The organism is Streptomyces umbrinus, assembly GCF_030817415.1.
In the GTDB taxonomy this organism is placed as follows: Bacteria; Actinomycetota; Actinomycetes; order Streptomycetales; family Streptomycetaceae; genus Streptomyces; species Streptomyces umbrinus_A.
On sequence record NZ_JAUSZI010000002.1, the window covers coordinates 2,972,730 to 2,994,754 of the forward strand.

Annotated in this window: 14 protein-coding genes; 9 read left to right on the forward strand and 5 right to left on the reverse strand. The window is 71.0% G+C overall.

All coding sequences use genetic code 11. The features are described 5' to 3' along the window. Position 1 precedes the first annotated feature (1 nt). From QF035_RS13170 to QF035_RS13180, 3 genes are all read right to left on the reverse strand, one after another. Complete coding sequence (locus QF035_RS13170; protein ID WP_373466945.1) at positions 2 to 9,925, reverse strand: type I polyketide synthase; 9,924 nt, start codon at positions 9,923 to 9,925, stop codon at positions 2 to 4. 180 nt (positions 9,926 to 10,105) lie between these two features. Then, entirely contained in the window at positions 10,106 to 10,351 is a 246-nt protein-coding gene (locus QF035_RS13175) for a DUF5988 family protein (RefSeq protein WP_307520404.1), read from the reverse strand. Positions 10,352 to 10,408: 57 nt separating this feature from the next. Then, positions 10,409 to 11,788 carry an NDP-hexose 2,3-dehydratase family protein gene (locus QF035_RS13180; RefSeq protein WP_307520405.1) on the reverse strand — a complete coding sequence of 460 codons (1,380 nt, stop codon included), beginning with the start codon at positions 11,786 to 11,788 and terminating at the stop codon, positions 10,409 to 10,411. A gap of 264 nt (positions 11,789 to 12,052) precedes the next feature. On the opposite strand from QF035_RS13180, the gene QF035_RS13185 reads away from it, so the two are divergent. The 8 genes from QF035_RS13185 (at position 12,053) to QF035_RS13220 (ending at position 19,448) form a co-directional block, all read left to right on the forward strand. After that, positions 12,053 to 12,802 carry a thioesterase II family protein gene (locus tag QF035_RS13185; protein WP_307520407.1) on the forward strand — a complete coding sequence of 250 codons (750 nt, stop codon included), beginning with the start codon at positions 12,053 to 12,055 and terminating at the stop codon, positions 12,800 to 12,802. A 29-nt stretch (positions 12,803 to 12,831) separates the two neighbouring features. Then, positions 12,832 to 13,908, forward strand: a complete 1,077-nt coding sequence (locus QF035_RS13190; protein WP_307520409.1) for a nucleotide disphospho-sugar-binding domain-containing protein — start codon at positions 12,832 to 12,834, stop codon at positions 13,906 to 13,908. Continuing rightward, positions 13,905 to 14,912, forward strand: a complete 1,008-nt coding sequence (locus QF035_RS13195; protein ID WP_307520410.1) for an ATP-binding cassette domain-containing protein — start codon at positions 13,905 to 13,907, stop codon at positions 14,910 to 14,912. Before QF035_RS13190 ends, QF035_RS13195 begins: the two co-directional genes overlap by 4 nt. Beyond that, the gene (locus QF035_RS13200; RefSeq protein WP_307520411.1) at positions 14,909 to 15,712 is read left to right on the forward strand and encodes an ABC transporter permease; all 804 of its coding nucleotides are present in this window, start codon (positions 14,909 to 14,911) and stop codon (positions 15,710 to 15,712) included. Before QF035_RS13195 ends, QF035_RS13200 begins: the two co-directional genes overlap by 4 nt. 34 nt (positions 15,713 to 15,746) lie before the next feature. After that, positions 15,747 to 16,970 (forward strand): aminotransferase class I/II-fold pyridoxal phosphate-dependent enzyme, encoded by a 1,224-nt coding sequence (locus QF035_RS13205; RefSeq protein WP_307520412.1) that lies wholly within the window; start codon positions 15,747 to 15,749, stop codon positions 16,968 to 16,970. 62 nt (positions 16,971 to 17,032) lie between these two features. Further along, entirely contained in the window at positions 17,033 to 17,476 is a 444-nt protein-coding gene (locus tag QF035_RS13210; RefSeq protein WP_307520413.1) for a sugar 3,4-ketoisomerase, read from the forward strand. After that, positions 17,473 to 18,615 carry a DegT/DnrJ/EryC1/StrS family aminotransferase gene (locus tag QF035_RS13215; protein ID WP_307520414.1) on the forward strand — a complete coding sequence of 381 codons (1,143 nt, stop codon included), beginning with the start codon at positions 17,473 to 17,475 and terminating at the stop codon, positions 18,613 to 18,615. Before QF035_RS13210 ends, QF035_RS13215 begins: the two co-directional genes overlap by 4 nt. A gap of 98 nt (positions 18,616 to 18,713) precedes the next feature. Next, positions 18,714 to 19,448, forward strand: a complete 735-nt coding sequence (locus QF035_RS13220) for an FkbM family methyltransferase (protein WP_307520415.1) — start codon at positions 18,714 to 18,716, stop codon at positions 19,446 to 19,448. Between the two features lie 107 nt (positions 19,449 to 19,555). Here the strand turns inward: QF035_RS13220 and QF035_RS13225 are convergent, their stop codons facing one another. Continuing rightward, complete coding sequence (locus tag QF035_RS13225) at positions 19,556 to 19,714, reverse strand: hypothetical protein (RefSeq protein WP_307520416.1); 159 nt, start codon at positions 19,712 to 19,714, stop codon at positions 19,556 to 19,558. A gap of 176 nt (positions 19,715 to 19,890) precedes the next feature. Between QF035_RS13225 and QF035_RS13230 the strand changes: the two genes are divergently transcribed. After that, positions 19,891 to 20,244, forward strand: coding sequence for a hypothetical protein (locus QF035_RS13230; RefSeq protein ID WP_307520417.1), 354 nt, complete (start codon positions 19,891 to 19,893; stop codon positions 20,242 to 20,244). Positions 20,245 to 20,336: 92 nt separating this feature from the next. Here the strand turns inward: QF035_RS13230 and QF035_RS13235 are convergent, their stop codons facing one another. Then, entirely contained in the window at positions 20,337 to 21,938 is a 1,602-nt protein-coding gene (locus QF035_RS13235; protein WP_307520418.1) for a beta-N-acetylhexosaminidase, read from the reverse strand. Positions 21,939 to 22,025 lie beyond the last annotated feature (87 nt).

Sequence of the window (22,025 nt, forward strand, 5' to 3'; positions counted from 1 at the left end):
GTCAGCTTTCCCGTGCGAGGTTGTCGGTACCGAGCGCCAACTCAACGAGGTCGGCCACGTTCATGTCGTCGATCCGGTCCACGGCGCCGGCCTCGGTGTCCGGCTCCGCCGCGTCGGCCTGCGGCGGAGCCGCGGCCAGCTCCAGCAGCGCGTCGAGCAGACCGGTCTCGCGCAGCCTGCTCAGCGGGATGGTGCGCAGGGCCGACCAGGTGGCCGCCTCCTCCGGGCTCTGCGCGGCCGCTTGGCCTTCGGCTCCGTACAGCCGGGTCGTCAGATAACGGGCGAGGGCCGGGAAGGTGGGATGGTCGAAGACCAGTGTGGTCGGGAGTTTCAGGCCGGTGATCGCGGACAGCCGGTTGCGCAGGGCCACCACGGTCAGCGAGTCGAAGCCCAGGTCCCGGAAGGACCGGTCGGACTGCAGTTCGGCGGCCGAGTCGTGCCCGAGGGCCACCGCTGCCTCGCGCCTGACCCGCTCGAGCAGCAGGCGTTGCCGCTCGGTGTCGTCGAGCAGGGACAGTTCGCGTACGAGCTCGGTCGTGCTGTCGCTCTCGACGGCGACCTCCTCCGCCTCGGCGAGCGCCTGCCGTGCCTCGGGCACGCCGAGGATGAGCGGCCTCGGGCGGGCGGCGGTGTACGTGGGGGCGAAGGCATCCCAGCCGATGTCGGCGACGACCAGGTTGTGGTCCTGGCGGCCGACGGCATCGGCGAGCGCGGCGATGGCCAGCTCGGGGTCCATCTGCCGGTTGCCGAGGCGGCGCAGATGGGCGGCGGTGTCGGCATCGACCATGCCGCCGCCGTCCCAGGCGCCCCAGGCGATCGACAGGAAAGGCCGTCCCGCGGCGCGGCGTTCGGCGGCGAAGGCGTCGAGGTGGGCATTGGCCGCCGCGTAGCCGATCCGGCCGGAGTTGCCCCAGGTGCCGGCGCCGGAGGAGAACAGCACGAAGGCGTCGAGGTCGAGGTCCTCGGTGAGGGCGGCGAGGTAGCGGGTGCCGGTCACCTTGGGGTCCATTACGGCGGCCAGTTCGGCGGCCGTGAGTTCCTCGGTGGACAGCTCGCGTCCGCTGGTGCCGGCGGCGTGCAGCACTGCCCGGATCGGCGGGCCGTCGGAGCCGATCTTGGCGATCAGGTCGCCCAGCGCGGCCCGGTCGGCCAGGTCGCAGGCCGCGATGACGACATCGGCGCCCAGTTCCACGAGTTCGTTGAGGAGTTCGGGCGTGCCCTCGGCGGCCTCGCCGCGCCGGCTGACCAGGACGATACGGTCCGCGCCGGAGCGTGCGGCCCAGCGGGCCAGCCGGCCGCCGAGCGCGCCGGTGCCGCCGGTGATCAGTACGGTGTCCTGCGGCTGCCACGGTGTCGCCGGGCCCTCGGCGGGAGCGCGGACCAGCCGGCGGGCCAGCACCCCGGACTCCCCGATCACCAGCTGTTCCTCGCCGGTGGTGCCGGCGAGTACGGCGCCCAGCCGGTGGGCGCTGTCGGCGTCCAGTTCCTCCGGAAGGTCGATCAGTCCGCCCCAGCGGCGGGGCAGATCGAGGCCGAGCACCACACCCGTGCCCCACACCAGTGCCTGCAGCGGGTGGCGCGGCGGGTTGTCGGGGCCGGTGCCCACCGCGCCCGTGGTGGCCAGCCACAGCGGGGCGTCCAGCATGAGTTCGGTCAGGGCCCGGACCGTGTCCAGCACGGCCGTGAGCCCGATGGTGACGGCGGGGTGGTCGGGGTGGGGTGTCTCGTCGAGGCCGCTGAGGCAGAGCACGCCCGCGGGGCGCCGGTCGCCGAGCGCGTCCGTGATCCGCCGGGCCAGCAGGGAGGCGCCGCCCCCTGCGGAGTCCACGGTTACGTCGATCACATCGGCGCCCGCCTGGTCCAGCGCACGGACCGTGGCATCCACGAGGCGGTCGTACGGCCCGGCCGGGCGCAGCACCAGCCAGCTCCCGGACAGCGCCTCCGGGTCCGTCGCCGGTACCGGCTCCCACTGGGTGCGGTAGCGCCAGGTGTCCAGCGTGGAGCGGAGTCGGCGCCCGGAGTGCCAGCGGGACAGGGCGGGCAGTACGGGTTCCAGCTCGCCGCGTTCCAGACCGGTGTGCTCGGCGAGCGCATCGAGGTCCTGGTGGCGCACGGCACGCCAGAACCCGGCCTCGGCCGGGTCGGCGGCCTGTGCCACGATTTCCTCGAACTCCGGCCAGAAGCGGCGGCGCTGGAAGGCGTACGGGGGCAGCTCGACACGGTGGGCGCTGGTGCCGGCGAAGACCTGGGTCCAGTCGACGGGAGCGCCCGCCGCATGGGCCTGGCCGACCGAATGCAGAAAGCGGGCAAGGCCGCCGTCGAAGCGGCGCAACGAGCCGAGGGCGACCACGTCGTCGCGGTCGGCGAGGGTCTCCTCGACCGCGCCGGTCAGGACGGGGTGGGCGCTGACCTCGATCAGCGGCCCGAAGCCGTCCTCGGCGAGCGCCCGTACCGAATCGGCGAAACGCACCGGCTGGCGCAGGTTCCGGAACCAGTACCGGCCGTCGAGCACCGGGCCGTCGGCCCAGTCGGCGGTCACGGTGGAGAAGAACGGCACCTCGGGCGCCGACGGTGTGATCGGCGCGAGGACCTCCGCGAGCCGGGCCTCGACGGCGTCCGCGTGCGGGGAGTGGGAGGCGTAGTTGATCGGCACGGTCCGGGTGCGGATGTCCTGGCCCGCGCACTCGGCGGCGAACTCCTCCAGCGCGTCCGCGTCACCGGAGACGACCACGGCACGGGGGCTGTTGACCGCGCCGACGTACAGCCTGCCCTCGTAGGAGCCCAGCATTTCCTCGATCCGGGCCTGCGGGGCGGCCACCGAGAGCAGGCCGCCGAGCCCGGCGAGCGCGGTGACCTCCCGGCCGCGCAGGCAGACCACTCGGGCGGCGTCGCGCAGAGTGAGCGCACCGGCGAAGCAGGCGGCGGCGATCTCGCCCTGGGAGTGGCCCACGACCGCGGCCGGTTCGATGCCGCAGGAGCGCCACAGCTCGGCCAGCGACACGGTGACGGCGAAGGTCGCGGGCTGCACCACGTCGTCGCCCTCGAGGCCGGGTGCACCGGGTGCACCGCGCAGTACGTCGGTGAGCCGCCAGTCGACGAACTCGGCGAGTGCGGCCTCGCAGCGGGCGATGCTGCGTGCGAACTGTGGTGAGGCGTCGATCAGTTCGGCCGCCATGCCGGCCCACTGGGAGCCCTGGCCGGGGAAGACGAACACCGGCCGGCTGCCCGGGCGGGCGACTCCCTCGACCACGTTCGGGCTGGGTTCGCCGGCGGCCAGGGCGTGCAGGCCCTCGATCAGTTCGCCCCGGTCGGCCCCGACGACCACCGCGCGGTGCTCGAAGGCGGACCGGACCGTGGCCAAAGTCAGCCCCACATCCACGGGTACGAGGTCCCGTACGGCAGGCAGCAGACTGTCCGCCTGGGCGCGCAGGCCCGCTTCGCTCGGAGCGGACAGCGGCCAGGCGACGGCCGCGGGCGGCTTACGGTCCCCGGCCGGCTCGGCCACCGCGTCGGGGGCCTGTTCGAGGATCACATGGGCGTTGGTGCCGCTGATGCCGAACGAGGACACCCCGGCCCGGCGCGGCCGTCCGGTGTCCGGCCAGTCCTGGTTGCGGTCGAGCAGCCGTACGGCACCGGAGTCCCAGTCGACCCGGGACGAGGGCTCGTCCAGGTGCACGATCTTCGGCATGACGCCGTGGCGCATGGCCAGGACGGTCTTGATGATTCCGGCGACACCGGCGGCGGCTTGAGTGTGCCCGAGGTTCGACTTGAGCGCGCCGACCAGCAGCGGGGAACCGTCAGGCCGTTCCTGACCGTAGGTGGCGAGCAGTGCCTGCGCCTCGATGGGGTCGCCGAGCGGGGTGCCGGTGCCGTGTGCCTCGACGGTGTCGATATCGGCGGCGTCCAGGCGGGCGTTGGCGAGGGCCTGGCGGATCACGCGCTGCTGCGAGGGGCCGTTGGGGGCGGTGAGCCCGTTGGAGGCGCCGTCCTGGTTGACGGCCGAGCCGCGTACGACGCCGAGCACGGTATGCCCGTTGCGGCGTGCGTCGGACAGCCGCTCAAGGAGCAGCAGGCCGACGCCCTCACCCCAGCCGGTGCCGTCGGCGCCCTGGGCGAACGGCTTGCAGCGGCCGTCGGAGGCGAGGCCGCGCTGGCGGCTGAACTCCACGAACACCGTCGGCGTCGACATCACGGTGGTGCCGCCGGCCAGGGCGAGCGAGCACTCGCCGGAGCGGAGCGCGGAGACCGCCATGTGCACGGAGACGAGGGAGGAGGAGCAGGCGGTGTCGACGGTGACGGCCGGGCCCTCCAGTCCGTAGGTGTAGGAGAGCCGCCCGGAGGCGACACTGCCCGCGGTGCCGGTGCCGAGGTGGCCCTCCAGATCGTGGTCACGGCCCTGCAGCAGGGCCGAGTAGTCGGTGTACATCAGGCCGATGAACACGCCGGTGCTGCTGCCGCGCAGCGAGCGGGCGGGCAGACCGGCCCGCTCGAAGAGCTCCCAGGAGGATTCGAGCAGCAAGCGCTGCTGAGGGTCCATGGCGAGGGCTTCGCGGGGCGAGATCCCGAAGGGAGTGGGGTCGAACCGGTCGGCGTCGGCGAGGAAGCCGCCCTCGGAGGCGTAGCTGGTGCCGGGCCGGCTCTCGTCCGGGTCGAAAAGTGCCTCCAAGTCCCAACCGCGGTCCTCCGGCATCGGCACGACGGCGTCCGCGCCGCGCAGCACCAACTCCCACAGCTGTTCCGGGGTTTCGACACCGCCGGGCAGCCGGCAGGCCATGGACACGATCGCGATCGGCTCGTCGTCGGCGGGGCCGGTGGCCGTCGGCACGGGCGTGGTCCGGCGGCCGGGCGCTGCCGTGGGGGCGGCCGTCATCGACTCCAGGTGCGCGGCCAGCGCGGCCGGGGTGGGCTGGTCGAAGATGACCGAGGCGGGCAGCCTGAGGCCGGTCTGCTCGCTGAGCGTGTTGCGCAGTTCGACCGCCATCAGCGAGTCGAAGCCGAGCTCGGAGAAGGCCCTGCCGGGGTCGACCGAGCTCACCGAGGGGTGCCGCAGTACGGCGGCCACCCGGGCCCGGACCAGGTCGATCATCCGGGCCGGCCGGGCGGCGGCCGGGCCGGTCGCGGGCCGCTCGTGGCGGACCAGACCGCGCAGCAGGGCGTGCATCGCCTGTTTGTCGTCCTGCCCGCGCAGCACGGGGAAGTCGAAGGCGGCCGGCACCAGGTTGGCCTCGGGGCGGCGGAGGGCCGTGTCGAACAGAGCGAGTCCTTCGGGGCCGCTCAGGCTGAGGACACCGATGCTGGCGACGCGCTGCAGGTCGACGTCGCTGAGGCCGCCGACCATGCCGTCCTGGCCTTCCCACAGGCCCCATGCCAGCGACAGGCCCGGCAGTCCTTCCCGCTGGCGCTGTTCGGCGAGGGCGTCGAGGTAGGCGTTGGCGGCGGAGTAGTTGCCCTGGCCGGGGCCGCCGAAGGTGCCGGCGGCCGAGGCGAACAGGATGAACGCCGAGAGGTCGAGATCCTGGGTCAGCTCGTGCAGGTTGAGCGCGCCGTAGACCTTCGGGCCCAGTACGGCGTCGATGCGCTCGGGCGTCAGCGACTGCATGATGCCGTCGTCGAGGACGCCGGCCAGGTGGACGACCGCGGTCAGCGGATGATCGGAGGGCACAGTGGCGAGCAGCGCCGCCAGCGCGTCCCGGTCCGCCACGTCGCACGCGGCGAGCCTCACCTCGGCTTCCAGCTCGGTCAGTTCGGAGGCGCCCGTGGCGCCGGGTCCGGATCTGCTGGTCAGCAGCAGATGCCGGACACCGTGCTCCTCGACAAGATGCCGGCAGAGTGCGCGGCCGAGTCGGCCGGTGGCTCCCGTGACCAGGACCGTACCGTCGGGGTCGAAGGAGGGGGCCGCCTCCTCGGTGCGGGCCTCGGGCCGGGCAAGGCGGGGTGCGTACCAGTGGCCGTCGCGCCACAGGAGCGACGGCTCGTCGTACGGGAGAGCCGCCACGGGGATTTCCGGATCGTCGTCGGTGACGTCCACAAGGACGAACCGGTCCGGGTTCTCCGACTGCGCCGAGCGCACCAGGGCCTGCACGGCGGCGGCGACCGGGTCGACGTCTCCGCTCTCGTCGGGCAGCCGTGCGGCGCCGCGGGTGCGCAGCACGAGCGGAGTGAGGTCCCCGGCCTCCGGCTCGGCGAGCAGGTCCCGCAGCCGCGCGAGGGTGCGGTGCAGGGCCTCGCGCACCGCCTCGCGCGGGTCGTCCGGAAGCGCGGGACCGCCCGGCAGATCCACCACGTCCGGCAGTCCGCCCTCGGGGCCGGGCCCGGTGGGGACCTCCAGCCACTCGACGCGGAACAACGTGTCGCGGTGGCGGGGCAGCGCGCGCAGCCGGTCGCCCGGCAGGGGACGTACCAGCAGCGAGTCGACGGACACGACCGGCGTCCCGGCGGTGTCTGTCGCGGTCAGCATCAGCGAGCGCTGACCGGACCGGCCGAGGGTGACGCGCAGTCCGGTAGCACCCGGGGTGTGCACGCTGACGCCGGTCCAGGTGAAGGGGATCGCGCCCGCAGCCGAGGCATCGGTCCCGAGGGCGGACGCGTGCAGGGCGGCGTCGAGGAGGGCCGGGTGCAGTTCGAAGCGTTCGGCCTCGATGTGCTGGGACTCGGACAGTTCGACCTCGGCGTGGATCTCGTCACCGAGCCGCCAGGCCGCCCGCAGTCCGCGCAGCAGCGGCCCGTACTGCAGGCCGGCCACGGCGAATTCCTCGTAGAGGTGCCCGATGTCCACGGGGGTCGCGCCGGCCGGCGGCCAGCCGGCGGGTGCGGGCTCGACAGGGTCCGGTGCCGCCGTCAGGGTGCCGGTGAAGTGGCGGGTCCACGGCTGGTTCCACGGGTCCGGGGTGTCCGACTTCGGTCGCGCATAGCCGGTGACGGGACGATGGCCGGCGGAGTCCGCGGTGCCGATCACCACTTGCAGGGTGATCCGGTCGTCGGGGTCGAGGACCAGTGGTTCGGCCAGTACGAGTTCGTCGACCCGGGGGCAGCCGATCTGGGTGCCGGCCCGCAGCGCGAGTTCCAGGAAGGCCGTGCCCGGCACCAGGATCCGGTCGGCGACGCGGTGGTCGGCCAGCCAGGGGTGCGTGAAGACGGAGAGTTCGCCACCGAAGACGAACCCGTCCGCGTCGGCGCGTTCCATCCGAACCCCGAGGACGGGGTGGGCGGCCGCCGGGTCGGGGCGGGAGACGGGCGCGTCCAGCCAGAAGCGGCGGTGCTGGAAGGCGAAGGTGGGCAGTTCGGCACGCCGGGCTCCGCTGCCCTCGTAGAAGGCGGACCAGTCGACGGCGACACCGCCGGCCCAGAGGTGGGCAAGCGTCTCGGTGAGGGTTTCGGGCTCCGGCCGGTCCCTGCGCAGCAGCGGCTCTACGAGGCTCGGGCCGGGCAGGTCGGCGGCGACGGCCCCGCACAGCGTGCCGCCGGGACCCAGTTCGACGAACCGCGTCGTGCCAAGCGTGCGCAGCCGGTCGATGCCGTCGGCGAAGCGGACCGTCTCGCGCACATGCCGCACCCAGTGGTCGGCGGTGAACTCTTCCACCGGCCGCCCCGTCAGGTTGGACATGACGGGGATGGCCGGCCTGCGGTACTCCACGCTCTCTGCCACCGCGCGGAATTCCTTCAGCATCCCGTCCATGTGGTGGGAGTGGAAGGCGTGGCTGACGTTGAGGCGGCGGGTATCGCGGTCGGTGAACTCGGCGGTGACGCGCAGCACTTCGTCCTCGTCGCCGGAGAGCACCACGGAACCGGCCGCGTTGATCGCGGCGATCGAGACCCGCCCGCCGAGCAGCCCGGTGACCTCGGCCTCCGTGGCGCGCACGGCGACCATGGCGCCACCGGCCGGCAGGGCCTGCATCAGCCGGGCGCGGGCTGCGACCAGCCGGCAGGCGTCCGGCAGGGACAGGGCGCCCGCGGCATGGGCGGCGGCGAGTTCGCCGATGGAGTGGCCGATGAGGTGGTCGGGCTGTACGCCCCAGGACTCGAGCAGCCGGAACAGTGCCACTTCGAGCGCGAACAGGGCGGGCTGGGTGTACTCGGTGCGGTCCAGCAGGCCGGTGTCCTCGAACATGACCGTCTTCAGCGGGGTGCCCGACCCGGTGTCGAAGTGCGCGCAGATCTCGTCCAGCGCCCGCGCGAACACGGGGTGGGCGGCGTACACCTCGCGGCCCGTTCCGGCTCGTTGGGAGCCCTGGCCGCTGAACATGAAGGCGACCGGTCCGCCGAGGGGCTGCCCGGCCACGACGCCGGGTCCGGCGGTCCCGTCCGCGATCGCGGTGAGCGCGGTCAGCAGCTCCTCCGGGCCTGCTCCCATCGCCACCGCCCGCCGCTCCAAAGGTGCGCGCGTGGTGGCCAACGTGTAGCCGATGTCCTGGGGGGCGTGCCCGGCGACACCGGAGAGCAGCCGGCGTGCCTGGGCGGCGAGGCCTTCAGGGGTCTTCGCGGAGACCACCCAGGGGACGACGGGGAGGACCGCGCCGTCCGGCGCGGCGACGGACTCCGGCTCCGCAGGGGCCTGTTCGACGATCAGGTGGGCGTTGGTGCCGCTGACCCCGAACGACGAGATGCCGGCCCGGCGGGGGCGGTCCGGCTCGGGCCACGGCCGGGCCTCGGTCAGCAGGCGCACGCGGCCGGCGGACCAGTCGACATGCCGTGAGGGCTCCGTCACGTGCAGGGTCTTCGGCAGGCTGCCGTGCCGTATCGCCTGCACCATCTTGATCACACCGGCCACGCCGGCGGCGGCCTGGGTGTGCCCGAGGTTCGACTTGAGCGATCCGAGCCACAACGGCCGCTCCGCCGGGCGGTCCTGGCCGTACGTCGCGATCAGCGCCTGCGCCTCGATCGGGTCCCCCAGCCGGGTCCCGGTGCCGTGCGCCTCGACGGCATCCACGTCGGCCGTGGTGAGGCCGGCGCTCGTCAGCGCCTGCCGGATGACGCGCTGCTGGGAGGGCCCGTTGGGCGCGGTGAGGCCGCTGCTGGCGCCGTCCTGGTTGATGGCGCTGCCACGGATCACGGCCAGCACCGGGTGGCCGTTCTGCCGGGCCACCGACAGCCGCTCCAGGGCGAGCAGGCCGACGCCCTCGGACCAGCCGGTGCCGTCGGCCCCGTCGGCGAAGGACTTGCAGCGCCCGTCGAGTGCCAGGCCCCGGTGCCTGCTGAACTGCACGAAGGCGACCGGTGTGGACATGACAGTCACCCCGCCCGCCAGCGCCAGCGTGCACTCCCCCGCCCTCAGCGCCTGGCAGGCCAGATGCAGGGCCACCAGCGATGAGGAGCACGCCGTGTCCAGCGTCACCGCGGGCCCTTCCAGGCCGAAGGTGTAGGCAATGCGGCCGGAGGCGATGCTCGGCGAACTGCCGTTGCCGATGTAGCCCTCCAGACCTCGCGGTGCCTGCCGCACCCGGGCGCCGTAGTCGTTGTACATCACGCCGACGTACACACCCGTGCGGCTGCCGCGCAGCGAGGTCGGGCTGATCCCGCCGCGCTCCAGCGCCTCCCAGGAGGCCTCGAGGAGCAGCCGCTGCTGCGGGTCGGTGGCCAGTGCCTCGCGCGGGCTCAGCCCGAACAGTTCGGCGTCGAACTCGGCGGCGTCGTGGAGGAAGCCGCCCTGCGTGGAATAGCAGGTACCGGGCTGGTCGGGGTCCGGGTCGTACAACGACTGAAGGTCCCAGCCACGGTCGGCCGGGAACTCCGAGACCGCGTCGGTGCCTTCGGCCACCAGCTGCCACAGCTGCTCGGGCGAGTCGACCCCACCGGGCAGCCTGCAGCTCATGCCGACGATCGCGACCGGTTCGGAACTCTTCTCCTCGTACTCCGTGAGCTTTTGGCGGGTCCGTTGCAGATCGGCGGTGGCGCGCTTCAGATACTCGCGCAGCCGCTCCTCATTCATGGGACTCATCGGTTTCCCCCTCGTCCGGACCGCCTGGCCTGATGCACGTCCTGCTCCTCATTCGCCGCTCACGTGTCCAGCCCGTCGAGGAACCGGAAGATTTCGTCGCTGGAGGCCGAGTAGGCGAGTCCCAGGGCCGCCTCGTCACGGTCCAGGCCCAGCAGGGCGCGCTGCGCCCGCCTATTCCGCGATCTTGGTGAAACCGGTCCAGCGGAAGGTCTTCGACGACTGGCCGCCGTTCCCGCCCGAATCGTCGGAGGGCTCGAAGTGCTGATATCCGCCGTAGTACTTGATCTTGATCTTCTGCTGTGCCTCGGCTGCGGCGACGTGCATCGTCCGCTGGGCCTGCGGGAGGTCTGCCGGACCACCGACCAGCTCCACGAGCACCTCGCGCTCATCCTCGGTTCGCTCGATCTTTCCGCTCATGGGGTGCCCCTTCTGTCTGCCGGATGTTTGACGGTGCGATGTCAGGTGCCGGATGGGTCAGTCCGCACAGGCGTGCAGACAAGCGATGAGACTGCGGGCCTGCACATTCAGGTAGTGCCGGTGCTGGAGCAGCCAGGTGATCTGGGGCAGCGTCATCCAGCGGAATCCGGGCGGCTCCTCGTCGGGGTGGTCCTCGCCCACCTCGATGATCATGTATCGGCTGCGGGAGTGGTAGAAGCGACCGCCCTCCTCCGACATCTCGGCGTCGAACAGCACGCGGTCGGTCCGGAGGCGGCGCTCGATGTCGAGCAACTGCTCGTGGACGGTGCCCCCCAGCTGTGCATGGTTCTCCGGGGTGCCCTGCACGGTCGGTGCGAGCTCGATGGCGTCGATGTAGCCGGGCTCGATACGGGCGCGCAGCAGCACGTGCAGCACTCCGCCGAGCCGCTTGACCAGCAGAGCGGCCGTGCCGACACCGTGCGGTTCGAGCAGCGGCTGAGTCCAGCCGCCCACTTCGCGGCTGTTGGCGACGACGTCCACGGCGGTGACACTGAAGAAGAGTCCGCTCTCGTGCGAGATCGACCAGTCCGACTGCTGCCAGCCGGGCAGGTCCCGCAGGCCGACGACGGCTGTGTCCACATCGTGAACGGCCTGGTTGGAGGTGATCCAGCTGAGGATCTCGGTCTCGGTGTGCAGGCCGCCTTCCCCGTTGCCGGCTCCGGGCAGACAGGACAGCACCGTACGGGCGTCCATGTTCACCCGATGGTCGATGCGCAGCTGTTCCTGTACCTGACCCAGCGTCAGCCAGCAGAAGTCGTCGCCCGCCTCGACGTCCGGTCCGACCTCGATGACCATGTTGCGGTTGCGCTTGCGGTAGAACCAGGCACCGTGCTCGGACTGGAGCACGTCGGCGATCACCCTGCGCGGCTCGACCTCGGCGAAGTGCTCCACGTAGGGTACGTTCCGGCCTCGGTGCACCCCGGTGTAGTTGCTCTTGGTGGCCTGCACGGTGGGCGACAGCTGCACACCGTTCGGGTTGCCCGGCTCCGCCTTGGCCTGCATCAGCAGGTGCAGTACGCCGTCGATCTCGCGTACGGCGATGCCGAGCAGGCCTATCTCCCGCTGCAGGATGATGGGCTGGGCCCACTGCAGCACGGGGCCCTCGTCAACCTCCACCTTCAGGCCCGCCACCGAGAAGAACCGGCCGCTGTCGTGCACCAGGTGCCCGCTGTCCTCGGCGAACGACCAGTTCCGCAGCTGCGCGAACGGGATCCGGTTGACCTCATGGACCTGCGCGGCACGGCGCTCGGCGAACCACTTCTCGAACCGCTCGGGGCTGGTGGCCACACCGCCGGTCGCGCGCGCCGACTGTGCGAGCCGCTCGTGCAGGGTCGGGTCCGCATGACCCAGCACGCCAAGTCCGGTGGTCAGCGGCATAGTGTCTCCCCCGGTTCGTTTGTCAGTGGGGCGCTCCTGTTCCGGTCGGGTGACCGGGTCCGGCCCATCGCGTCGCGTACCAGGTGAACACGACCGCGGGAGCTGACCTAGTCGGGGCCGGACCGGTCTAGGTGTTCACTCAGATCCCCGCTGAGGAGCTGCCGCGAGGCCGGTCTGCGAACTTCCCTAGACACCAGCGGCCCACGGGACATGTACTCCCGCCTTCCCCAGATGCTGGCCGTGCTCGAGACGAGAGAGGCTGGCATGAACAACACCGATGTGTGGATTCGGCGCTACTTTCCCAGCGCCGATGCGGCAATCCAGTTGATCTGCCTGCCGCACGCGGGCGGCTCGGCCCCGTTCTACCGCCCCGTGGCCCAGGCGCTGATCCCGCGCGTCGAGACGCTCGCCGTCCAGTACCCCGGCCGCCAGGACCGGCGCCACGAACCGATGATCGACGACCTGGGCGTGCTCGCCGACCGGGTGACCGAAGCCGTCACGGCCGTCGTCGACCGCCCCTTCGCGCTCTTCGGCCACAGCATGGGTGCCACCCTCGCCTTCGAGGTCGCCACCCGTCTGGAGCGCCAACAGCTCTTCCCCCTGCGGGTGTTCGCCTCCGGCCGGCGCGCCCCCTCCCGCCACCGCAACGAACGGGTGCACCAGCGCGACGACGACGGCATGGTCAGCGAACTGCGTGCGCTCAGCGGCACCGACCAGCAGATCTTCGGCGACGAGGAGCTGCTGCGCATGGTGCTGCCCGCCATCCGCAACGACTACCGCGCCGCAGAGACGTATCAGTACACGCCCGGAGCCCCGCTGCGCTCCCCCATCACCGCCCTGATCGGCGACAGCGACCCCAAGGCGAACCACGAGGAAGTGGAGGCCTGGCGCTCCCACACCGACGGCGAGTTCGAGCTCCACACCTACCCCGGCGGGCACTTCTATCTGCTCGACCACGCCGCCGACGTCCTGCGGGTCATCGACGAACGGCTCGGCGAGCCGACGCTGCGATGACCGGTCCGCGGACGAGCGAAGGAGTAGCCATGACGCCGAAACACATCGCGATCTTCGTGTTTCCGGGGTACGGACAGGCGAACCCGACGCTGGAGATCAGCCGGCTGCTGATGACGCTGGGCCACCGGGTCACCTACGTACTGGACGAACGTCTGGCGCCACCCGTGTGGGCCGCCGGGGCCGACATCGGCGGCTACACCTCACGGCGCGGCCGGCTCGGCACCGAAAACGTGAGCGGCGAGTACATCGGCGCCCTCGGCCTCGCGTTCCTGCAGGAGTCGATGGAGGTCATCCTGCCGCGGACGCTGGAGGCGCTCGACGGGGACGTACCGGATCTGATCCTCTACGACCTGGAGAGCTTCTTCACGGCGCACACCGCGGCCAAGCTCTGGGGACGGCCCACCGCGCAGCTGTTCCCGTACGTCGCCACCACCGAGGAGTACTCGCGGGCCCTGGAGGTCTTCGCCGGGGCCGACGAGGACCGCCGGAAGTGCATCGACCTGGTGACGGAGTATCTGACCGGCGAGGACCCTGACACCGTCTGGTCGTTCATGGCCGACTTCGACGAGCGCAACCTCGTGCTGCTGCCGCGGGAGTTCCAGCCGCTCGGCGAGACGCTCGACCAGCGGTACACCTTCACCGGGCACAGCCGGCCGGCCGGCCGGTCCGGCCCGGGCTCGTGGTCCCGACCGGACTTCTTCGAGACCTGCGGTGCGGCCTTCGCGGACGGGGACTGGCATCTGGTGCTGACGGTCGGTCCGCACAACCTGGAAGCCCTCTACTTCAGCAAACCGCTGGTGGTCGTCACCTGCACGCCCGAGGACCGGGTCAACAGCAGACGTATCACCGAACTCGGCCCGGGTGTGGAGCTGCCGAGCGAGGAGGTCACCGCAGAGCGGTTGCGGGCAGCGGTGGAGAGCGTCGCGAACGACCCCCGCATCCGCCGCCAACTCGCCCGGATGCGCATGGACATGCTGGCTGCCGGAGGACCGGCCCGGGCCGCGCAGCTGATCGACGGCCGGCTGAACGAACCCTTCCCGACGTCTGGAGAACCCATGAAGGACACGGCACTGTCCGCTGCGCCGGAGAGCGCGGGCGCCCGATGACGTACGCCATCGAGACCGAAGGCCTCGTCAAACGGTTCGGCAAGGTCAACGCACTCAGCGGCCTGGACCTCACGGCGCGCCAGGGCACCGTGCTCGGCGTCCTCGGCCCGAACGGGGCGGGGAAGACGACAGCGGTGCGCATCCTGGCCTCGCTGATGCCGCCGGACGGCGGCATCGCCCGGGTCTGCGGGTACGACGTCGCCCGCAACCCCTACGAGGTTCGCCGGATCATCGGTCTCACCGGCCAGTACGCGGCCATCGACGAGCAACTCACCGGCGCACAGAACATCTCCCTGGTGGCCCGGCTACTGGGCTTCAAGCGGACTGCGGCCAGGCGCCGGACCTCGGAGCTGCTGGATCGGTTCGGGCTCGGCCACGCCGCCGACCGCAAGTCGCAGACGTACTCGGGCGGCATGCGCCGTCGGCTCGACCTCGCGGTCAGCCTGGTGGGTGAGCCCTCGGTGCTGTACCTCGACGAGCCGACCACCGGCCTCGACCCGGAGAGCCGCTACGAGCTGTGGGACATCGTGCGCGGCCTGGTCAAAGGCGGCTCGACGGTCCTGCTGACCACGCAGTACCTGGACGAGGCCGACCGGCTCGCCGACGACATCGTAGTGATCGACGGGGGCGTGGCCATCGCGACCGGCACCCCCGAGGAGCTGAAAGCGAAGACCGACCGGCAGACACTGGAGATCCAGCCCGCCGCGGACAGCGATCTCGAAGCCACCCAGCGGATCGTCGAGGAGCTCAGCGGGATCCGGCCCGTCGCGGACGGCAACCGGCTGCGCATCCAGGTCAGTGACACGTCCCTGCCGAGCGCGGTGCTGCGGCGCCTCGACGAGTCGGGCATCGAGGTCACCGAGCTGGCGCTGCGCCGGCCCAGCCTCGACGAGGTGTTCCTGTCACTGACCGGGAGCCGGGGCAAGAAGGACCGCGGCCCCTTGACGGACCAGGCCACCGACGAGGCCGTACTTGCGGCGCAGACGGAACGGAGCAGTTCATGACCGCGCTCGACCACCCCCCGCTGAAGCACCGGCTGGGTCTGGTGTCGGCGACCCGGCACTGCCTGACCCTGGCGGGCCGCAATCTGCGGCACCTCAAGGCGAACCCGGGCGAGATCATCGGCTTCGCCGTCGTGCAGCCCCTGATGGTGATCGCGCTTCTGGTGTACGTCTTCGGCGGCGCGATCGCCGGGGACACCGCGACCTACCTGCAGTACGCCCTGCCGGGGCTGATCGTGCAGTCGTCGGTCACCTCCGTACTCGCTACCGGCACCGGACTGCACCAGGACATCAGCGTCGGCCTGTTCGACCGGCTGCGCAGCCTGCCCATCGCCCGGATCGCCCCCCTGATGGGCCATCTGATCGGCACCCTCGTACGCGTCTGGGCCGGACTGCTCATGCTGCTTGCCGTGGGCGCGGCGCAGGGCTTCGAGGTGCGCACCGGAGTCTGGGCCGCGCTGGCCGGACTGCTGCTGGTCGCGCTGTTCAGCGCGGGACTGGCCTGGCTGTCGATGATGATCGGCCTGGCCGCCAAGTCCGTCACCACGGTGCACCTGTTCACCGGAATGCTGTCGATCCCGCTCACTTTCTGCAGCAACGTGTTCGTCAAGACCGACACCATGCCCGGCTGGCTTCAGTTCTGGGCCGACATCAACCCGATCTCGCAGGAGGCGACCGCACTGCGCGCGTTGTTGACGGGAGGTCCGGTCGGCGACTCGGTGTGGTGGACGCTCGGCTGGACCGTGGTGATGACGGCCGTCTTCGCCCCGCTGGCCATCCAGGCGTACCGGCGACGGGTCTGACGTGACCCGCACAGCTTGCTGAGGGAGAGTTCGGATGAAGCACGGCACTCACGACCTGGCGCTGTTCGGCGGGCCACCGGCGTTCCTGCAGAACCGCCGGGTCGGCAGACCGAACCAGGGCGACCGCAGGCGGTTCCTGGAGCGGATGAACCGGGTCCTGGACAACGAGTGGCTGTCCAACATGGGCCCTTTGACGTACGAGTTCGAGGGGCGCGTGGCCGACCTCGCGGGCGTGCGCCACTGCGTCTCCCTGTGCAACGCGACCGTGGCACTCCAGATGCTGGTCGGCGACGTGGCCACCGGTGGTGTCCCCGGTGACGAGGTGATCGTCCCGGCACTCACCTTCCCCGCCACGGCACACGCCGTACGGTGGCGCGGCCTGCGACCCGTCATCTGTGACGTCGACCCGGTGACCGGCCTGATCGACCCGGACCGTGCGGAGGCACTCATCACACCGCGGACCCGGGCGATCATCGGCGTCCATCTGTGGGGGCAGGCCTGTGACGTGCGCCGACTGGAGAAGATCGCCGAGAGCAACAAGCTGCGGCTGTTCTTCGACGCGGCCCCGGCCCTCGGCTGCACCCACGGCGACACGCCCATCGGCGGCCTCGGCGACGCGGAGGTGTTCAGCTTTCACGCGACGAAGGTCGTCAACACCTTCGAGGGCGGCGCGATCGTCACCGACGACGACGCACTGGCCGAACGCATGCGGACCGCACGGAACTTCGGCTTCGGCCGGGACGGCAGGGTCGAACAGCTCGGCACCAACGGCAAGTTGAACGAGGCCGCGGCCGCGATGGGCCTCACCTCACTGGACGCACTCGGGGACAACATCGCCCACAACCGGGCCAACTACGAGGCGTACCTGGCCGCGCTCGCCCAGATCCCCGGGGTGCGGGCGCTCGAGTACGACGCGCGGCACCGCAACAACCACCACTACATGATGATCACCGTGGAGGAGCGGACCGCAGGCCTGAACCGCGATCTGCTGCTCGACGTGCTGCGCGCGGAGAACATCCTGGCCCAGCCCTACTTCCCCCAGGCCATGCACCAACTCAAGCCGTACGCCGACGAGTCGGCCGTACCGCTTCCGCACGCAGAGGCGCTGTGCGGGCAGTTGCTCGCCCTGCCCACGGGCCCCGGGGTCAGTGCCGCCGACGTCGAAGTGATCAGCCATGTCGTACGGGCCGCGGTCGCCCACGGGTCCGAGGTGGCCGCGCTTCGGCGTGCCGAACCCGCCGGCACCACCGGAGAGTAGCGAGTTCGACCCGGCACGGCCCGTGCCCGGGGCACGACGGACAGGAGCGAGGAGTGGCTGCCATGGCAGCGAGCACCACCGAGACGCCCGTCGGCAGGGTCAAGCCCAGCCGGCTCATCGATCTCGAACAGCACAAGGACGAACGCGGCTGCATCTCGGTCGCCGAGTCGCAGTGGACGGCCGGCTTCCCGATCCGGCGTGTCTACTTCCTTCACGACCTGACGGACGGCACCTCCCGGGGCGGGCACGCGCACCGCGAGCTGGAGCAGCTCTTCATCGCCGCCCACGGCGGCTTCACCATCCACGTCGACGACGGCCACCAGCGGGCCGAGTACCGCCTGGACACTCCTGGGACCGCTCTGTACGTCGGCCCGATGGTGTGGCGGGACCTCAGAGACTTCACTCCGGGCGGGGTCTGCCTCGTACTGGCGTCGCACCATTACGACGAGGCGGACTACTACCGCGAGTACGAGGACTTCCTGCGAGACAGCCGGAGGCACGCATGAACAAGGTTCCCTTCTTCGACCTGCAAGAACTGCATGCGGCCACCGGCACCCAGGAGGAGATAGACGCGGCCGTGCTGCGGGTGTCACGCTCTGGCCGCTACATCCTGGGACGCGAGCTGGAAGCCTTCGAGGCGGCCTTCGCGGCGTACTGCGAGAACGCCTACTGTGTCGCGACGGGAAGCGGCCTGGCCGCTCTGGAACTGACGCTCAGAGCCCTCGGGGTCGGCCCGGGGGACGAGGTGATCGTGCCCGCGCACACCTTCGTCGGCACCTGGCTCGCCGTCTCGTCCACAGGTGCGCGCCCGGTGCCCGTGGAGCCGGGCGAGGGGTCGTTCCTGATCGATACGGATCTGCTGGAGGCGGCTGTCACCCCGCGCACGCGCGCGGTGGTGCCGGTGCACCTGTACGGGCACCCCGTCGACCTGGATGCCGTGGAACGCTTCGCCGACCGGCACGGCCTCGTCGTGCTCGAGGACGCGGCCCAGGCGCACGGTGCCCGCCACCGCGGCCGCCGGGTGGGCAGCGGCCGCGCCGTGGCCTTCAGCTTCTACCCCGGCAAGAACCTGGGCGCCCTGGGCGACGGCGGCGCCGTCGTCACCGACGACCCGGAGCTCGCCGACCGGCTCCGGCTGCTGCGCAACTACGGCTCCCGCGAGAAGTATGTGCACCAGGAGCAAGGGGCCAACTCCCGGCTGGACGAGATCCAGGCCGCGGTGCTCGCCACGAAGCTGCCGCACCTGGACGCCTGGAACGAGCGGCGCCGCATCGTCGCCCGCCGCTACGCGGAGGCGTTCGCGGACCTGCCCGGACTCGTCACCCCGGAGGTGGCGCCCTGGGCGGAGCACGTCTGGCACCAGTACGTGCTGCGCACCCCTCGCCGGGAGCCCCTGCGCCAACGGCTGGCGGAGGCGGGCGTGGGGACACTGATCCACTATCCGGTGGCCATCCACCGTATGCCCGCCTACGCGGGGCAGGGCCTCGAGCCGGCCACCGGCCTGCCGAGGACGGAGCGCCTGGCCGACGAGGTGCTGAGTCTGCCCATCGGTCCCCAGTTGCCCGACCACGCGATCGATCTGGTCGTGGATGCCGTACGGACCGCGGTCCTGGACTCCATCAACACACCTGTCCCGCCAGGTTAGTTGTTCCAACAGATACGGCGAATCGGCAGCCGAGTGCCACACTCCGCGCCGGTAGCCTCCTTCAGTCATTCACCTTTCGGATAAGCAAAGGGGCGATCGTGACGGAGCTTGTTGAACTGGGCGACAGCCTGCAGGTGTACACGCAGAGCGCGATCGAAGCGGAGTACATGTACGACGAGATCTTCCGCCAGGGCTGCTACGACGGCCTGGACCTCGGGGACGCGCCTACGGTGTTCGACATCGGCGGCAATATCGGAATGTTCGTGCTGTACATCAAGAGCAAATACCCGGACGCGGAAGTCGACTCGTTCGAGCCGATGCCGAACAACATCGAGCTCTTCCAAAAGAACATCGAACTGCACGGTCTCAGCAAGGTGACGCTGCACGAGACCGCCCTGGGCAGCTCCCCGGAGTCGGGCGTCGAGTTCTCCTTCTTCCCGCTGCTCCCCGCGAACTCGACCCGCTATCCGGAGATCAAGGAAGGGCCGAAGGCCCAGATGGCCGCGCAGCACCAGGACCTGGCCGAGGAGTTCTACACCGCCGAGCAGGTGACCGTCGACGTCGAGCGGCTCGCGGCCTTCCTTCCCGAGGACCGGGACATCGATCTCCTCAAGGTGGACGTGGAGGGCGCCGAGGCCGATGTACTGCTCGGCATCGACGCGTCCCAGTGGCCGCGCATCCGCCAGGCGGTCGTCGAAGTCGCCGACCTCGACGGCCAGTTGGAGCGGGTCTGCGAAATACTGCGCGGCAACGGATTCAAGGTCGATCCCCAGCGGGCCCCGCTCACCGCGGAAGAGGACCGCTACTACATGGTGCACGCCGTTCGCGGCTGACCCCTGCGGATCGCAGGCCCTCTCCCCTGTCGAGATGGCAGCGTGGCTCTCGCATTCATTTTCGGAACGAACCCCTTCCAGTACGAACCCGGCGGGGTCGTCGAGTTCTACGAGACGGATCCGGCGGTGCGCGAATCCTTCGCCCGGGCCGCCGAGTGGTCGGGGCTGGACATCGAGCCACTGCTCCACCAGAACGGTTCGTACGAGAACAGGACGAAGCGGATCCCGGCGGACTCCGTAGGCCTGGCCGCCGCCCGGCTCGGCATCCAGGACGTTCTGGTGGAGCATGGCCTGCGCCCCGATGCGGTCAGCGGGCTCAGCCTCGGCGGGATGGTCTCCAGTTGCGTCGCCGGCGCGATCGGGCGACGGGATCTCATGCGGCTGCCGGCGGAGGCGGACCACACCCCCAGCGAGTCACGGCACCGAAGGCGCGGACGTCGCCGTGCACACCGCGCTCAGGCAACGGTCCGGAGAACTGACCCGGACCCAGGTCGCCCCGATCACCTTCGCGGACCCCTGGCTCTCCCTGTGCTCGATCGTCGAGCGGCGGGCACTGACCATTGCCGAGGGGGTGCGCGAGATGTTCGTGGACAACGTCCTGAAGCCGATCAGCCTGGTGCATCTGAACGTGGGGCTCTGGCACCACGGCGCGGAACTCGCCCTCATGGTGGGTCCGTCACCCGTCGTGAACGTCCTGCCGTACCCGCTCCCGACGGTCTTCGTCGGCTCCCCCGCAGAGGTGCCGCAGGCGGTCTCGGCCGTCTTCGAACACGGCATCCGGCTGCGGTGCGCCTGAGGGGCCGCACACCGCACCACGCACGGGCCCGGCGCGCTGCCGCCGGGCCCGTGCGCTGACTCCGACGCCGCGAGGGCGTCAGGTCGCGTTGCTCAACTGCCCAGTGGCCAGGGCACCTCGGGCGACAGGTAATAGTTGACGCGCGACTCACGCAGCCGCGGCCCCTGTGCCGCCAGCCTCGGCTTGAAGGTGTTCCAGTCGTGCGAGGACGCCTTCGCCCAGCCGATCTCGGCGATCGACAGCAGCCGCGGGAAGGCGAGGTTCTCCGCCTGGTTGATGCCGAACACGGTCTCCGTCCACAGGGGCGCCTCGACGCCGGCGATCGAGGTCGCGGGCAGGCCGGCGATTTGCTCCTCCGGCTTCCAGTCGTAGGAGGACTGCACCGAGGTGGGACCGGCCCACGTCTGGCCCAGCGGGTACTCGGGGTAGGAGTCCGTGTACTTCTGGTCGAGGTAGGTGTGCATCGCCGGCGCCATGACGACCTTGCCGCCGGCCTTGGCGGAGGCGATGATCCGGTCCTCGTTGTTCCCGGGGACCCAGAACTCGGTCACCGACTTCGCGGGCAGCGAACCGGCCGCCTCCTGCCAGCCGAAGACCTTCTTGCCGTGCTTCTCGACCAGCTTGGCGACCTTCTCGAAGTAGCCGTCCATCTCGGCCTGCGACCTGCCGGCGGCCTCGTCACCGCCGACGTGGATGTACGGGCCGGGGGTGAGGGCCGCGATCTCGCCTATCACCTCGTCCAGGAACTCGTACGTGGTCGGGTTGTCGAGGCAGAGCCCGCCGTCCGGGCTCTTCCCCCAGCCTGTGTAGGGCTCCAGCGCCTTGCCGTCGCAGGTCAGCTTGGCGTAGGAGGCGAGCGCCGAGTGCATGTGATCCGGGCCCTCGATCTCCGGGATCACCGTGACACCGCGCGCCCAGGCGTACTGGACGATGTTCCGGTAGTCCTCCTGCGTGTAGAAGCCGCCCAGCAGCCCGCCGGTGCCGGTGCTGCCACCGATCTTGGCGAGCTCCGGCCACTCCTTGATCTCGATGCGCCAGCCCTGGTCGTCGACGAGGTGCAGATGCAGGTAGTTGATCTTGTAGCGGGCGATGGTGTCGATGTACTTCTCCACGTCGGTCTTCGGCAGGAAGTGCCGACCCACATCGAGCATCGCGCCCCGATAGCCGTAGCGCGGCGCGTCGGTGATCCGACCTCCCTGGATCCGCCAGGGACCGGGCATCCGCTGCTGGCGTTCGACCTTCACCGGCAGCAGTTGGCGCAGTGTCTCGATGCCGTTGAAGAGCCCCGCGCGATCGTCGGCCCGGACGGTGACCGACCGGGAGGTGACGTCCAGCTGGTAACCCTCGGCCTGCGTCACCGAGTTGTTCCCGCCGAGCGCCATTACGATGCCGTCCGGTTCCGCTCCGGCGGCCAGGCTCCGCACCGGCAGGGCATATCCGGTGGGCTTGCGCAGCAGGCCTGCCAGGAAGTCGGCGGCCGCCTTCGCGTCACCGGAGCCGCCGGTCGCGTGGACCGCGTCGTCCGACTCCAGGTCGAAGGCGACCCCGGCCGTGGTGCGGACCTCGGCAGGCTGGGGAAGCACCTTGGTGAGCGGTACGGCACCCGCCTCTCCCGACGGGCTGCCGACCGATGTCGTCGCTCCGGAGAGGGTGGCCGTGATCGCCACCACGACCCCGACGATCGTGACTTTCATGCGCCGGCCGCGGCGACGCTCCGGCGGACTCGCACTTGCCTTCATCTGTAACCGTGTCTCCCTGTCGAAGCGGGCCTGATGTCCTGA